The 14,071-nt window shown below is 67.3% G+C and carries 13 protein-coding genes and 2 tRNA genes; 12 read left to right on the forward strand and 3 right to left on the reverse strand.

From position 1 onward, the window contains the following. Positions 1 to 100 precede the first annotated feature (100 nt). The 10 genes from dnaA (at position 101) to QNO26_RS00050 (ending at position 11,135) form a co-directional block, all read left to right on the forward strand. The gene (gene dnaA / locus QNO26_RS00005; protein WP_257532463.1) at positions 101 to 1,525 is read left to right on the forward strand and encodes a chromosomal replication initiator protein DnaA; all 1,425 of its coding nucleotides are present in this window, start codon (positions 101 to 103) and stop codon (positions 1,523 to 1,525) included. A 643-nt stretch (positions 1,526 to 2,168) separates the two neighbouring features. Continuing rightward, positions 2,169 to 3,320, forward strand: coding sequence for a DNA polymerase III subunit beta (gene dnaN, locus QNO26_RS00010; protein ID WP_257532465.1), 1,152 nt, complete (start codon positions 2,169 to 2,171; stop codon positions 3,318 to 3,320). A 61-nt stretch (positions 3,321 to 3,381) separates the two neighbouring features. Next, the gene (gene recF / locus QNO26_RS00015; RefSeq protein ID WP_257532467.1) at positions 3,382 to 4,539 is read left to right on the forward strand and encodes a DNA replication/repair protein RecF; all 1,158 of its coding nucleotides are present in this window, start codon (positions 3,382 to 3,384) and stop codon (positions 4,537 to 4,539) included. After that, entirely contained in the window at positions 4,532 to 5,020 is a 489-nt protein-coding gene (locus QNO26_RS00020; protein ID WP_257532470.1) for a DciA family protein, read from the forward strand. The genes recF and QNO26_RS00020 overlap by 8 nt, the downstream gene beginning before the upstream one ends. A gap of 122 nt (positions 5,021 to 5,142) precedes the next feature. After that, a complete protein-coding gene (gene gyrB, locus QNO26_RS00025) occupies positions 5,143 to 7,182 on the forward strand; it encodes a DNA topoisomerase (ATP-hydrolyzing) subunit B (RefSeq protein ID WP_257532471.1) in 2,040 nt (679 codons plus the stop codon). A 75-nt stretch (positions 7,183 to 7,257) separates the two neighbouring features. Continuing rightward, on the forward strand, positions 7,258 to 9,837 hold the full coding sequence (gene gyrA / locus QNO26_RS00030) for a DNA gyrase subunit A (protein WP_257532473.1): 2,580 nt from the start codon (positions 7,258 to 7,260) through the stop codon (positions 9,835 to 9,837). Then, entirely contained in the window at positions 9,834 to 10,238 is a 405-nt protein-coding gene (locus tag QNO26_RS00035) for a DUF3566 domain-containing protein (protein WP_257532475.1), read from the forward strand. The genes gyrA and QNO26_RS00035 overlap by 4 nt, the downstream gene beginning before the upstream one ends. 84 nt (positions 10,239 to 10,322) lie before the next feature. After that, positions 10,323 to 10,396, forward strand: a tRNA-Ile gene (locus tag QNO26_RS00040). A 12-nt stretch (positions 10,397 to 10,408) separates the two neighbouring features. Next, a tRNA-Ala gene (locus QNO26_RS00045) sits at positions 10,409 to 10,481 on the forward strand. Positions 10,482 to 10,712: 231 nt separating this feature from the next. Next, positions 10,713 to 11,135 carry an NUDIX hydrolase gene (locus QNO26_RS00050; RefSeq protein WP_257532478.1) on the forward strand — a complete coding sequence of 141 codons (423 nt, stop codon included), beginning with the start codon at positions 10,713 to 10,715 and terminating at the stop codon, positions 11,133 to 11,135. Here QNO26_RS00050 and QNO26_RS00055 read toward each other — a convergent pair. Together QNO26_RS00055 and QNO26_RS00060 are read right to left on the reverse strand one after the other, a co-directional pair. After that, positions 11,128 to 11,622, reverse strand: a complete 495-nt coding sequence (locus tag QNO26_RS00055) for an aminoacyl-tRNA deacylase (protein WP_257532480.1) — start codon at positions 11,620 to 11,622, stop codon at positions 11,128 to 11,130. The genes QNO26_RS00050 and QNO26_RS00055 overlap by 8 nt on opposite strands. Continuing rightward, entirely contained in the window at positions 11,619 to 12,206 is a 588-nt protein-coding gene (locus QNO26_RS00060) for a DNA helicase (protein ID WP_257638570.1), read from the reverse strand. Before QNO26_RS00060 ends, QNO26_RS00055 begins: the two co-directional genes overlap by 4 nt. Positions 12,207 to 12,306: 100 nt before the next feature. Here QNO26_RS00060 and QNO26_RS00065 point away from each other — a divergent pair, with 100 nt between their 5' ends. Next, positions 12,307 to 12,864, forward strand: coding sequence for a peptidylprolyl isomerase (locus QNO26_RS00065; RefSeq protein WP_257532484.1), 558 nt, complete (start codon positions 12,307 to 12,309; stop codon positions 12,862 to 12,864). Between the two features lie 19 nt (positions 12,865 to 12,883). Continuing rightward, positions 12,884 to 13,747, forward strand: coding sequence for a rhomboid family intramembrane serine protease (locus QNO26_RS00070; RefSeq protein WP_257532486.1), 864 nt, complete (start codon positions 12,884 to 12,886; stop codon positions 13,745 to 13,747). 85 nt (positions 13,748 to 13,832) lie between these two features. On the opposite strand, the gene QNO26_RS00075 is transcribed toward QNO26_RS00070, so the two are convergent. Continuing rightward, positions 13,833 to 14,069, reverse strand: a complete 237-nt coding sequence (locus tag QNO26_RS00075) for a cell division protein CrgA (protein WP_257532488.1) — start codon at positions 14,067 to 14,069, stop codon at positions 13,833 to 13,835. Between the last annotated feature and the right edge of the window lie 2 nt (positions 14,070 to 14,071).

A 14,071-nucleotide genomic window follows, 5' to 3' on the forward strand; every position in this document is an offset into this window, starting at 1 on the left:
TTGAGGCGCGCACCGTGATTAGCGTTGCAGCCGCACGTTATCCACAGGCCCGCCCTCCGAGTGCGGCGGATGCCACCGCGCATCGATCCCCGGAGTCGCAATGTCACAGCCCGAGCTACCAGACGTCCCGGTCTGGAGAGCCGTGCTCGACGAACTCACCCACGACGAGCGCGTCACCCCGCAGCTGCAGGGGTTCCTCAGCCTCGCCGTGGCCCAGGGCGTCATGGGTGGAACGCTGTATCTCGACGTGCCCAATGAGCTCACCGCGGCACAGTTCAACAAGCGGCTTCGTGCTCCGATCCTCGAAGCGCTGACGCGCGCCGATGCCGAACCTGCTGCCAGCGCCTTCCGCGTCGTGGTCAACCCTGAACTCGCCGATGCGCACCTGAACGCACCGGTGTCGCAGATCTCGGTCGCCGCGCCGCCTGCCCCGCTCGTCGCGCGCAACCCCGTTCTGGAGGAGCCGGAGCCGATCGCCCCGCCCTCGCGCAACGACACCCGGCTGAACCCGAAGTACACCTTCGACAACTTCGTCATCGGTCAGTCCAACCGCTTCGCACACGCCGCCGCGGTGGCCGTGGCCGAGGCGCCGGCGAAGGCCTACAACCCGCTGTTCATCTATGGCGACTCGGGACTGGGCAAGACCCACCTGCTGCATGCCATCGGCGAGTATGGACTCAGCCTCTACCCCGGCATCCGAGTGCGGTACGTGTCGAGCGAAGAGTTCACGAACGACTTCATCAACTCGATCGCCAACAACCGCGGCGCCGCGTTCCAGGCGCGCTATCGCGAGGTCGACATCCTGCTCATCGACGACATCCAGTTCTTGCAGGGTCGCGCCGAGACGCAGGAAGCCTTCTTCCACACGTTCAACACGCTGCACGACCATGACAAGCAGGTCGTGATCACGAGCGACGTTCCGCCTCGTCACCTCACCGGGTTCGAGGACCGCATGCGCAGCCGGTTCGAGTGGGGCCTGATCACCGACGTGCAGGCGCCCGACCTCGAGACCCGCATCGCGATCCTGCGCAAGAAGGCCCAGTCCGAGCGACTGCTGGTTCCGGACGAGGTCCTCGAGTACATCGCGACGAAGGTCTCCTCGAACATCCGCGAGCTCGAAGGCGCACTGATCCGCGTCTCCGCGTTCGCAAGCCTCAACCGCTCGCCGCTCGATATCGCGCTGGCACAGACCGTGCTGCGCGACATCGTCGACCACGATGACGCCAACGTGGTCTCGCCCACCGACATCATCACGGCCACCGCGCAGTACTTCCGCCTGTCCGTCGACGACCTCTATGGCTCGAGCAGGTCGCAGGCCGTCGCCACCGCGCGACAGATCGCCATGTATCTGTGCCGAGAGCGCACCAGCCTGTCGCTGCCGAAGATCGGCCAGCTGTTCGGCAACCGCGACCACACCACGGTCATGTACGCCTACAAGAAGATCAGCGAGCTCATGAAGGAGCGTCGCTCGATCTACAACCAGGTGTCCGAGATCACGACGCAACTGGGGCGCAACGGGCGCTGACGCCCGGCTGAAGCCCACGCCCGGAGGCCGCTCGACGGTCCCGTCTTCTCCGCGCGCCTTCCGTACGCGTCGGCGCCGTTGGCCACCCTCGCCGGCACCCCTGCCGCTCGTCGTCGGGCCGTCGGGTCCCCACCGGCGCACATCCACGTCCCTGCACGACGCGCGTCGACGTCCCTCCTCGGCCCCACCGGCGCCCGTCGATACCGCCACCGGCGGACCATGCCCTCGGCGGCATGGTCCGAACCGCGAATATTCGCGATCGCGCCGCTTGACATGCCCCCGACAAGGCCCCAACATGCCGTTCTGCACAGTGTGGAAAACCTGTGGATAAATGTGAGACGCGCCGGGCAGATTGTGAGTCGATCGTGCCGACCTGTGGACGACAAGAGTTTTCTGTCATTCGCCGCAGACCCGCGTAATCACGCTCATCCGCAGCTTTTTCACAAGTCACACGCGTGTAGTTCCCCTGTCTCGACTGCGATCGGCGAAGTTATCCACAGTTTCCACAGCTGTTAACAAGATGACAGAACCATCTCAATGAAATCTCCGGTCCATCACCGTGACCGGCGAGGGCCGCCACTTCCGGGCTTGCGCAGCGAGGGCACTAGCATGGGAGGCCCTACCCGCCGTCAAGGGAGCACCAGTGAAGTTCCACGTCAATCGCGATGTGTTCAGCGAGGCCGTGTCGTTCGTCGTGAAGCTTCTGCCGCAGCGCAATCCGCAGCCGATCCTGGCCGGCGTGCTGATCGAAGCCACGGAAACGGGCCTGTCCCTGTCGGCGTTCGACTACGAGGCCTCGGCCCGCACGACCATCGAGGCGACCGTCGACGAGCCCGGCACGATCCTGGTGCACGGTCGTCTGCTGGCGGATATCGCGAGCAAGCTCCCCAACGCCCCGATCCAGATGAGTCTCGAGGAAGACGGCGGCATCCTGCTGACGTGCGGCTCGGCCCGCTTCACGCTGTCGTCGATGCCGGTGCAGGAGTACCCCGCGATCCCCGAGGTCTCGGGCGAGTCCGGCCTGGTGCCCTCCGATGACTTCGCCACCGCCATCGCCCAGGTGGCCTTCGCGGCATCCCGCGACGACGTCACCCCGGTGCTCACCGGTGTGCAGCTCGAGGTCTCCGGCACGCAGCTGAGCCTGGTCGCCACCGACCGCTACCGGGTCGCGCTTCGCGAGCTGCCGTGGGACGGCGGCTCCGCCGCGAGCGACGAAGCCACCACCGCGCTCGTCCCTGCCCGCACGCTCACCGAGGTCGGCAAGACCTTCGCCCACTCCGGCGACATCTCGATCGCCTTCTCGGGATCCGGCGATCGCGAGATCATCGCCTTCACCGCCGGCAACAAGACGGTCACCTCGCTGCTGATCAAGGGCAATTTCCCGCCCGTGCGTCGCCTGTTCCCCGAGCAGACCGAGCACCACGCCGTCGTCAACACCGCCGAGCTGGTCGAGGCCGTCCGCCGTGTCTCGCTCGTGCTCGACCGCTCGGCGCCGCTGCGGTTCACCTTCACCGCCGAAGGCGTGTCCATGGACGCATCCGGCACCGAGCAGGCTCGCGCCACCGAGTCGGTGGATGCCACGCTCGTCGGCGACGACGTGACACTGGGTCTGAACCCGCAGTACCTGATCGAGGCGCTCGGCGCCGTGCGCAGCGAGTTCACACGCATCACCTTCACCTCCAGCGACAACGCCAACAAGCTCAGCCCGGTGCTGATCACGGCGCAGACGTCGGTCGACAAGGGCGGCGAGAACTCGTTCAAGTACCTGCTGCAGCCCAACCTCCTGCTGCGCTGAGTCGGCCGGCAGCCGCACAGCGGCCGAGTCGACTGTCAGAGCCGCGAACTAAGGTGATTCGGTGATCGTCGAGCAGCTCAGCCTCGTGGACTTCCGCAACTATGCGGCCGCCGACGTCGCGCTGTCGGCGGGCGCGAACGTCTTCGTCGGACGCAACGGGCAGGGCAAGACGAATCTGGTCGAGGCCATCGCGTTCTTCGCCACCCTGGGATCGCATCGCGTCTCCAACGACGCGCCGATGGTGCGGCACGGCGCGGATGCCGCGATCGTGCGGGCCCGCCTCGCGCATGGCGAGCGACGGGTGCAGCTCGAAGCGCAGGTGAACCGGCAGGGATCGAACAAGGCGAGGGTGAACGGCTCGCCGGTCAAGCCCGCCGAACTCCCGCGCTACGCGCAGGTGGTGCTGTTCGCCCCCGAAGACCTGCAGATCGTCCGGGGCGATCCTTCGGCACGGCGGCGATTCGCCGATCAGCTGTTGACGCAGCGCACGCCGCGCATGGCCGGCGTTCTGGCCGACTACGACCGCGTGCTCAAGCAGCGCAATGCCCTGCTGAAGTCCGCGCGCGCCCGGGGTGTGCGCGGCGACGCCCTCACGACCCTCGATGTGTGGGACGACAAGCTCGTCACGCTTGGCACTCAGGTGATCCGCGCGAGGCTCGCCCTGGCAACCGAGCTCACGGGCCCCCTCACCACCTCGTACGAGGCCATCGCAGGGGCGGACCACCGTCCCGAGCTGGTGTGGGCGCTGTCCGTCGACGGCGCCGACCCCGAGGAGGATGCCGCGTCGGCGGCCACCGCGGCCGATGCCACCGCGGTGGAGGCCCTCTTCCGCACCGCGCTGGCGACCCGACGCTCGGCCGAGCTCGAACGCGGACTCACGCTGACCGGACCCCACCGCGACGACCTGCTGATGCGGGTGCGCGGCCTGCCGGTGAAGGGCTACGCGTCGCATGGCGAGTCCTGGTCGGTCGCCCTCGCCCTGCGACTGGCTTCGGCCGACCTCCTGCGTGCCGAATCACGCCTGGGCGATCCGGTGCTCATCCTCGACGATGTGTTCGCGGAACTCGACGCCGACCGGCGCACGCGACTGGCCGCACTGGTGGCCGGCTACGAGCAGGTCGTCGTCACCGCCGCGGTCGAGGCCGATGTGCCCGACGCGCTGCGCGCCCGCACAGTGCGGGTGGAGGCCGGCCGCATTCTGGAGCCCATCGATGATTGAGCCGGACCGCGTTCCCGAGACGATCGCCACCTACATGCGGCTGCGTGGCCTCGAGCCGGTGCACCGCGTCTCCCGCAAGCGTCGTCGCCGACCCGTCGACGACGAGAACGCGCCGTTCGCGCCGGGACGCGATCCCCACGGACTGGGCGATGTCATGGCAGACCTCACCCGTGCCTCCGGATGGAACTCGCAGCTCGCGCGCGAAGACCTCGTGCTGCAGTGGGAACAGGTCGCCGGCGCGGAGACCGCCCAGCACGCCTCGCCCGTCGCTCTCGGCGACGGGGTGCTGACCGTGCAGTGCGACTCGACGGCCTGGGCGCGCCAGCTCACCCTGATGCGAGCGACGATCGTGTCGGAGATCGTCCGACGCTTCCCGGAAGCGGGTGTCACGAGCATCCGGTTCATCGGGCCGGACGTCCCCTCTTGGAAATGGGGTCGCAGAGCGATTCCAGGGCGCGGTCCTCGCGATACCTACGGGTGACCCACGATCTGCACTGTTCCGATCGATTTCAGCGCGCCACAGGGGCATTCAGAGGCAGATCGGCGGCCGAAACCCGATAGACTGGACCCTCACGCACGATCGATGTGGAGCGCTCGAAACATATGACGTCTCAGAATCCCGACAGCGTTTCCGAAGAACACCACTCGCGGACCGCGCCGGCCGCGAACAGCGAGTACGGTGCCGACGAGATCCAGGTGCTCGAGGGACTCGAAGCGGTCCGCAAGCGTCCCGGAATGTACATCGGCTCGACCGGTGAGCGTGGTCTGCACCACCTGGTCTACGAGATCGTCGACAACTCCGTCGATGAGGCGCTGGCCGGGTACTGCGACACCATCCACGTCACGATCCTCGCCGACGGCGGTCTGCGCGTGGTCGACAACGGCCGCGGCATCCCCGTGGACATGCATCGCTCCGAGGGCAAGTCCACCGTCGAGGTCGTGCTGACCGTGCTGCACGCCGGCGGCAAGTTCGGCGGCGGCGGATACGCCGTGTCGGGTGGTCTGCACGGGGTGGGTTCGTCCGTGGTCAACGCGCTGTCGAGCCGCCTCGAGGTCGAGGTCAAGCGTCAGGGCTACGCCTGGCGTCAGACCTACCGCGACGGCGGCGTGCCCCAGGCCCCGCTGGCCCGCGCCGAGGAGACGAACGAGACCGGGACGACCATCGAGTTCTGGCCCGACGACACCATCTTCGAGACCGTGCAGTTCGATTACGACACGCTGCGCACCCGCTTCCAGCAGACCGCGTTCCTGAACAAGGGACTGCGCATCACACTGCGCGACGAGCGTCCGGATTCCGTGTACACCGTGGATCTGCCCGACGGTTCATCCGAGGAGCAGCAGCCCCACGACGACTTCCACTACGAGCGCGGCCTGGTCGACTATGTCGAGTACCTCAACAAGGTGCGCAAGGCCGAGGTCGTCAACGACGAGATCATCGAGATCGAGTCGGAGGACACCGTGCGCCACATCGCGCTGGAACTCGCCATGCAGTGGACCACGAGTTACACCGAGAACGTCTACACCTTCGCCAACACCATCAACACGCACGAGGGCGGCACCCACGAAGAGGGCTTCCGTGCCGCGCTGACCACGCTGGTCAACCGGTACGCCCGCGAGAAGGGCATGCTCAAGGAGAAGGACGACAACCTCACCGGTGAGGACATCCGCGAGGGTCTCACCGCGGTCATCTCGGTGAAGCTGTCTGAGCCGCAGTTCGAGGGGCAGACCAAGACGAAGCTCGGCAACACCGAGGCGAAGGCGTTCGTGCAGAAGGTCGTGGGCGACAAGCTCACCGACTGGCTCGATCGCAACCCTGGACAGGCCAAGCGCGTCATCGGCAAGGCGATCGATGCGGCCACGGCGCGTCTGGCTGCCCGCAAGGCCCGCGAGACGGCGCGACGCAAGAGCGTCTTCGAGTCGGCATCCATGCCCGACAAGCTCAAGGACTGCACCAGCAAGGATCCCTCGATCAGCGAGATCTTCCTCGTCGAGGGGGACTCGGCCGGCGGCTCGGCCGTGAGCGGCCGCGACCCTGAGCGTCAGGCGATCCTGTCGCTGCGCGGCAAGATCCTCAACGTCGAGAAGGCGCGGCTCGACCGGGCGCTGGGCAACGCCGAGATCCAGGCGATGATCTCCGCCTTCGGCACCGGCATCGGCGAGGACTTCTCGGTGGAGAAGGCCAGGTATCACAAGATCGTGCTGATGGCGGATGCCGATGTCGACGGTCAGCACATCACGACGCTGCTGCTGACGTTGCTCTTCCGTTACATGCGCGGGCTCATCGAGGCGGGCTTCGTCTACCTCGCCCAGCCGCCGCTGTATCGACTCAAGTGGACGAACTCCGACCACGAGTACGTCTACAGCGACCGTGAGCGAGATGCGCTGCTGACGGAGGGCGTCGCCGCCGGCAAGCGCATCCCCAAGGACAACGGCGTGCAGCGCTACAAGGGTCTGGGCGAGATGAACGCCAAGGAGCTGTGGGAGACCACCATGGACCCGGAGACCCGCACGCTGCGCCAGGTGACCATCGATGACGCCGCCGCAGCGGACGAGATCTTCTCGGTGCTGATGGGCGAGGACGTCGAGGCGCGCCGCGGGTTCATCCAGCGCAACGCCAAGGACGTGCGCTTCCTGGACATCTGACGTGGTCTCGACGCGGCCGTGCTCTGCACGCCGCGATCGACCAGCGGACCGAGATCACCGGACTGAGAGAACAGAATGACTGACGACAAGCGCCCGGCCCCGATCGACGGGTACGAGCACGGCAACATCGACCAGGTCGACCTCCAGGTCGAGATGCAGCGGAGCTACCTCGACTACGCCATGAGCGTCATCGTGGGGCGCGCGCTGCCCGACGTGCGCGATGGGCTCAAGCCGGTGCACCGCCGCGTGATCTACGGCATGTACGACGGCGGCTACCGCCCCGACAAGGCCTACTCCAAGTGCGCGCGCGTCGTCGGCGAGGTGATGGGTCAGTACCACCCGCACGGTGACAGCGCCATCTACGACGCGCTCGTGCGCCTCGTGCAGCCGTGGTCGCTGCGCTATCCGCTGGCCGACGGGCAGGGCAACTTCGGGTCGCCCGGCAACATGGGCGCCGCCGCTCCGCGATACACCGAGACCAAGATGGCCCAGCTCGCGCTGGAGATGGTCCGCGACATCAACGAAGAGACCGTCGACTTCGAGGACAACTACGACGGCCGCACCCAGGAGCCCTCGGTGCTGCCGGCGCGGTTCCCGAACCTGCTCGTCAACGGCTCGGTCGGCATCGCAGTCGGCATGGCCACCAACATCCCCCCGCACAACCTGCGCGAGGTCGCCGACGGTGCGCTGTGGGCCCTGGAGAACCCGGATGCCACACGTGAGGAGCTGCTCGAAGCGCTCATGCAGCGCATCCCCGGCCCCGACTTCCCCACCGGCGCGCAGATCCTCGGCACCCGCGGCATCCGCGAAGCCCAGCGCACCGGCCGCGGCTCGATCACGATGCGCGCCGTCGTCAGCGTCGAGGAGCTGCAGGGACGCACCTGCCTCGTCGTCACCGAGCTGCCGTATCAGGTCAACCCCGACAACGTCGCGGCGAAGATCCGCGACCTCGCCCGTGACGGCAAGCTGAGCGGCATCGCCGACATCCGGGATGAGACCTCCGACCGCACCGGGCAGCGCCTCGTGATCGTGCTCAAGCGCGACGCGGTCGCGAAGGTCGTGCTGAACAACCTCTACAAGCACACGCAGCTGCAGGAGAACTTCGGCGCCAACATGCTGGCGATCGTCGACGGCGTGCCCCGCACGCTGCCGCTGGACGGCTTCGTGTCGTACTGGATCGAGCACCAGGTCGAGGTCATCGTCCGTCGCACGCGCTACCGCCTGCGCGAGGCCGAAGACCGCATGCACATCCTGCGCGGCTACCTGAAGGCGCTCGACGCCCTCGATGACGTGATCGCGCTGATCCGCCGCTCGCCGACGGTCGACGAGGCCCGCGAGGGTCTGAAGGTGCTGCTGGAGATCGACGACCAGCAGGCGGATGCCATCCTGTCGATGCAGCTGCGTCGACTGGCCGCCCTGGAACGGCAGAAGATCGTCGACGAGGCCACCGAGCTCGAGACGAAGATCGCCGACTACAACAGCATCCTCGCCAGCCCGCTGCGCCAGCGCGAGATCATCCGGGACGAGCTCACCGGGATCGTCGAGAAGTTCGGCGACGAGCGGCGCACGCACATCCTGCACGGATTCGACGGCGACATGTCGATCGAGGACCTCATCCCCGAGGAGGAGATGGTCGTCACCGTCACCCGCGCCGGCTACATCAAGCGCACGCGCAGCGACAACTATCGCTCGCAGCACCGCGGCGGCAAGGGCGTGAAGGGTGCGCAGCTGCGCGCCGATGACGTCGTGGAGCACTTCTTCGTCACCACGACCCACCACTGGCTGCTGTTCTTCACCAACAAGGGCCGGGTGTACCGGTCGAAGGGCTATGAGGTGCCCGAGGCCGGGCGCGATGCCAAGGGCCAGCATGTGGCGAACCTGCTCGCGCTGCAGCCGGATGAGGAGATCGCCCAGATCCTCGACATCCGCGACTACGCCGCGGCGAACTATCTCGTGCTCGCCACCCGCGGTGGTCTCGTCAAGAAGACCCGCCTGACCGAGTACGACACCAACCGCCAGGGCGGCATCATCGCGATTCGCCTGCGCGAGGACGATGAGGTGGTCAGCGCGCTGCTGGTGGACGAGACGGATGACATCCTGCTCATCTCCCGCCACGGCATGTCGCTGCGCTTCACCGCCACCGACGAGTCGCTGCGCCCGATGGGGCGCTCCACCGAGGGCGTGAAGGGCATGTCGTTCCGCGGTGACGACAGCCTGCTGTCGGCATCGGTGGCCCATGACGACGGATACGTCTTCGTCGTCACCGAGGGCGGCTACGCCAAGCGCACCGCGATCGGTGAATACCGCGTGCAGGGACGTGGCGGAATCGGCATCAAGGTGGCCAAGCTCAACGAGGACCGCGGTGACCTCGCCGGCGGCCTGATCGTGGGTGAGGAGGACGAGGTCCTCGTGGTTCTTGCCAGCGGCAAGGTGGTACGCTCTGCCGTGGCCGAGGTGCCCGCCAAGGGTCGTGACACCATGGGTGTCGTCTTCGCCCGACCGGACGAGGACGACCGCATCCTCGCCATCGCACGCAACGGTGAGCGCGGACTGGCTGAAGCCGCTGAGGCCGCCGCCGAACCCGACGCTCCGGCGGCCGAACCCGCGAGCGGGTCCACGTCCCCCGAGATCCCGGAAGAGAGTACTGACGCATGAGCACGGTAGCCGACAAGCTGGCGAAGAAGTCCTCCAGCAGACCCAGCTCCAAGCAGGTGCGGCTGCGCCTGGTCTACGTGGACTTCTGGTCCGCGGTGAAGCTGTCGTTCCTGGCGGCTGTGGCCCTGGCGATCGTCACGGTCGTGTCGATCTTCCTGGTGTACATGGTGCTCGAGGCGACCACCCTGCTGGCCAAGGTCGATGAGCTGTTCGTCGCCTTCACCGACGGCACCGTGTCGCTGACGTCGTTCATCGGGCTCCCGCAGGTGATGGCCTTCGCCGCGATCATCGCGATCCTGAACCTCATCGTCGTGACCGTCATGGGAGCCGTGGTGGCCGGCATCTACAACCTCATGGTCAAGATCACCGGCGGCCTGCTCGTCGGATTCACCTCCAACTGACGCGCCCGGGCGCGACTCGGTTTCGTGAAACCGGGTCGCGTCGGGTAAAGTCTTGGAGGTTGCCGATGAGAAATCGCGGCAGACGGGGCTATAGCTCAGGCGGTTAGAGCGCTTCACTGATAATGAAGAGGTCCCAGGTTCAAGTCCTGGTAGCCCCACAACACAGCCCCGGGGCCTTAGCTCAGTTGGTAGAGCGCCTGCTTTGCAAGCAGGATGTCAGGAGTTCGAATCTCCTAGGCTCCACAGTCGGACAGAACCCCGGAATCCCCGTGATTCCGGGGTTCTCTGCATCAGTGCGTGCGGGGCGGGCGACACCGGCCGTTCTCAGCGCCAGGAGCGTTCCGCCAAAGACGACCCGTCGCAGCTTCCCGCACAGCCCACCCCCGCCATGTGAGCGGCGACTCACACGGCCGATCGAGAGATGCTCGATCCCCCGCGGCGGCTGCCCTGCTCTCGCGCCGGTAGAGTCACGGGATGGAGTTGCGCGTCGCGGCCTACGCCGTCATCACCGACGATGAGGAGCGGCTGCTGCTGGCGCACTGGAACGACAAGGGCCGTTCGGGGTGGACCATGCCCGGTGGCGGGATGGAGCCGGGGGAGGACCCCGTGCAGACCGTGCGTCGGGAGGTGCGGGAGGAGACCGGCTACCGGGTCGAGGTCGGCGACCTGCTCGGCATCCACTCCCGTGTGATCCCGGTGGGCAGACGGCTGACCGAGGCCACGGAGCCGCTGCACACGCTGCGCATCGTCTACCGCGCGCGGGTGACCGGCGGCCGGTTGCGCGATGAGGTCGACGGCTCCACCGACCGGGCCGAGTGGTTCGATCTCGCCGGCGTGGGGCTGCTGCAGCGGGTCAAGCTCGTCGACATCGCCCTGAAGATGGCGGGTCTCAGTTGAGGGATGCCGGCTCTTCGGCGGAGATGTCGGCCACAGTGGCCCCGTAGGCGGCGATGAGGGCGTCGGCGTCGACGAACAGGCTGTACCCGGGCGCACCGGCGCCCATCGCGATGCGCGTGCCGACGATGCGCTCGTCGGCATACACGGGCCAGTCCACGGTGCTGCCGATCGGCACGATGGTGCCGCGTTCATAACCGGTGGCTGCCAGCGCGTCGTCCGCGTCGGGCAGGCGCAGCTTGTTCACGCCCACGACCGCGCGCAGCTTCGGCCAGGAGATCACCCGGTCCCCGGGGACGAGTGCGAACAGGTAGCTGCCGTCGCTGCGCTTGACCACGAGCGTCTTCACGATGTCGCGTGGTTGCAGCCCCAGCAGGGCCGCGGCCTCGGCGAGGCTCCGCGCTGCCGGACGCTCCCGGAAAGACACCTCGAGCCCGCGCGCCTGTGCGGCGTCGCGGGCTCGAGAAAGGGCGTCGGGTTCGACGGTCACGCGTCGGGGGCGCTCAGCGGGTCGTCCGCCACCCACAGCTCGTCGTCGGCGCGCAGCGTCTGCCACGCGGCGTAGATGACGCCGGCAGCGGTGGCGGCACCCAGGATGAGGGCGATGACGCTGCCGGCACCCATGCGCTTCTTCGGCTCGGGCGCGACGACGGAGATCTTCTTGGCGATCTTCTTCGCGGCGTCCTTTCCGTACTTGTCGGCTTTCTTGGAGTACTTCGCCACATCGGGGGCGGCGAACCCACGGCCGGCGGCCACACGGGCACGCGTGTCGTTCGCGGCATCCCACACCGACATCGCGGAGCCGACGACGGCGCCCGCGGCCGGGACGACCTTGTCGTTCAGCACCGTGCGGGAGACCTTGGCGGCCTTCGTGACGTACGGTGCGGCGTAGTGGCTGTAGGTGTCGTTGATGACGGGCATGACCCGCTCACGGTTGTAGTGGCCGAGCTGACGCCCGGCTTCCTTTGCGACGTTGGCCGCTTCACCGACGAGCACCTGCTGCGTTTCCCACAGCGTGTTGGCCTGCTTCTGGAGCTTGCGGAGTTCCTTCTTGCGCTTGCGGCTGAGGCTCACGAGGTGGCCCTCCCTTATCGCTCGGAGACGTTTCTCCTTATCTTGCCAGACCTGTCCAGGCGCGGGAGGGGTTGCGCATAACTCTGCGAGAATGTTAGGTATGGCACTCCCCACCGCGGTCGCGACCCTGCACACCAACCACGGCGACATCGTCGTCAATCTCTTCGGAGACCACGCACCCCGCACGGTGCAGAACTTCATCGGACTGGCCGACGGCACCGGAGCGTGGACGGACCCCGCCACCGGCAAGCCGGGCGAAGGCCCGCTCTACACCGACGTGATCTTCCACCGCATCATCCCCGGCTTCATGATCCAGGGCGGCGACCCGCTCGGTCAGGGCGTCGGCGGCCCCGGCTACACCTTCGACGACGAGATCCACCCCGAGCTGACCTTCAGCGCGCCGTACCTGCTGGCAATGGCCAACGCCGGACTGCGCCGCAACGCCATCACCGGCAAGGTCGAAGGCACCAACGGGTCGCAGTTCTTCATCACGACCGACCCCACCCCGTGGCTCAACGGCAAGCACACCATCTTCGGCGAGGTCGCCGACGACGCCTCGCGCGCGGTCGTCGACGCCATCGCGAAGGTCCCGACCGGTGCGGGCGACCGTCCGATCGAGCCCGTCGTGATCTCGTCGATCGACGTCGCCGCCGTCTGACGATCGGCTGAGTCCGAGCGTGGCCTCCGCGGACTTCCGCACCAATCCGGAGAACTTCTGCTACCGGCATCCCGATCGGCAGAGCTTCGTGCTGTGCCAGCGGTGCCTGCGCACGATCTGCCCGGAATGCCAGACGCAGATGCCCGTCGGGGTGATCTGCCCGGAGTGCCTGCGCGATCAGCAGCAGGCCGCGAAGGTCACGCGGATGCCACGGCGTCGCGGGTCGGTGCGCGCGCGCGCCGCCGACTCGCGGCCCCTGGTGACGTACGCGATCGTCATCGTGACGTCGCTGACCTACCTCGTCACCCTGATCCCCGGGATCGGCAACATCGTCCAGGGGTACCTGGCCTTCAACAGCGCGTTCCTGTTCCCCGGCATCGGGTTCCAGCCCTGGCGGCTGCTGACGGTCACCCTCGTGCACGCGAGCCTCTGGCACGTCGCACTGAACATGCTGGCGCTGTGGGCGCTCGGTCGCAGCCTCGAGCCGCTGCTCGGGCGCGTGCGGTTCCTGGCGCTCTACCTGCTGAGCGCCCTGGGCGGTTCGGTGCTGGTGTCGCTGCTGGCGCCCGGAACCTGGGTCGTCGGAGCCTCGGGCGCCGTGTGGGGACTGCTCGGGGCCATGTTCGTGATCGGCCGGCATCTCGGGGTCAACGTCACGGCCATCGCCGTGCTGCTGGGGCTGAACCTGGTGATCACCTTCCTGCCGGGATCGAACATCTCCTGGCAGGCGCACATCGGCGGCGGGCTGGTCGGAGCCCTGGTGGCGTACATCTTCGCGCGCACGCGGGCGCGTGCACAGCAGCGCACGCAGATGTGGCTGCTCATCGGCGTCGCGGTCGGGTTGCTCGCGCTGCTCGTCGTGCCGGTTCTCGTCTACGGGTGAAAGTTATCCACAGATTCATCCCCAGCCTGGGGATGAATCACACCGGTGTAATTCACAGGTGGGGAAGACGGTGTGGAGGGATCGCTCAGCGCCAGCGGGTCGTCATCAGAAAGCCCACGAAGGCGATGCCGAAACCGATGACCAGATTCCACGAGCCGAGTCCCGGGATGGGCAACTGCGAGCTGCTCAAGTAGAAGACGAGCACCCAGACGAGACCGATGAGCATGAGCCCGAACATGATCGGCTTGAACCACACGGGGTTGGGGGCGGTGCCCTCAGGGCGCTCGGAAACCGGGTCGTCGCGCTTGTCGCTAGGTGCCATGG

This window comes from Microbacterium sp. zg-Y1090, from assembly GCF_030246945.1.
GTDB classification, from domain to species: Bacteria; Actinomycetota; Actinomycetes; order Actinomycetales; family Microbacteriaceae; genus Microbacterium; species Microbacterium wangruii.

Coding starts and splice junctions, on each gene's coding strand:
- QNO26_RS00075 (WP_257532488.1), bottom strand. CDS start 14,069: ATGGCACCTAGCGACAAGCGCGACGACCCGGTTTCCGAGCGCCCTGAG.
- gyrB (WP_257532471.1), top strand. CDS start 5,143: ATGACGTCTCAGAATCCCGACAGCGTTTCCGAAGAACACCACTCGCGG.
- QNO26_RS00065 (WP_257532484.1), top strand. CDS start 12,307: ATGGCACTCCCCACCGCGGTCGCGACCCTGCACACCAACCACGGCGAC.
- QNO26_RS00050 (WP_257532478.1), top strand. CDS start 10,713: ATGGAGTTGCGCGTCGCGGCCTACGCCGTCATCACCGACGATGAGGAG.
- QNO26_RS00035 (WP_257532475.1), top strand. CDS start 9,834: ATGAGCACGGTAGCCGACAAGCTGGCGAAGAAGTCCTCCAGCAGACCC.
- dnaA (WP_257532463.1), top strand. CDS start 101: ATGTCACAGCCCGAGCTACCAGACGTCCCGGTCTGGAGAGCCGTGCTC.
- gyrA (WP_257532473.1), top strand. CDS start 7,258: ATGACTGACGACAAGCGCCCGGCCCCGATCGACGGGTACGAGCACGGC.
- QNO26_RS00020 (WP_257532470.1), top strand. CDS start 4,532: ATGATTGAGCCGGACCGCGTTCCCGAGACGATCGCCACCTACATGCGG.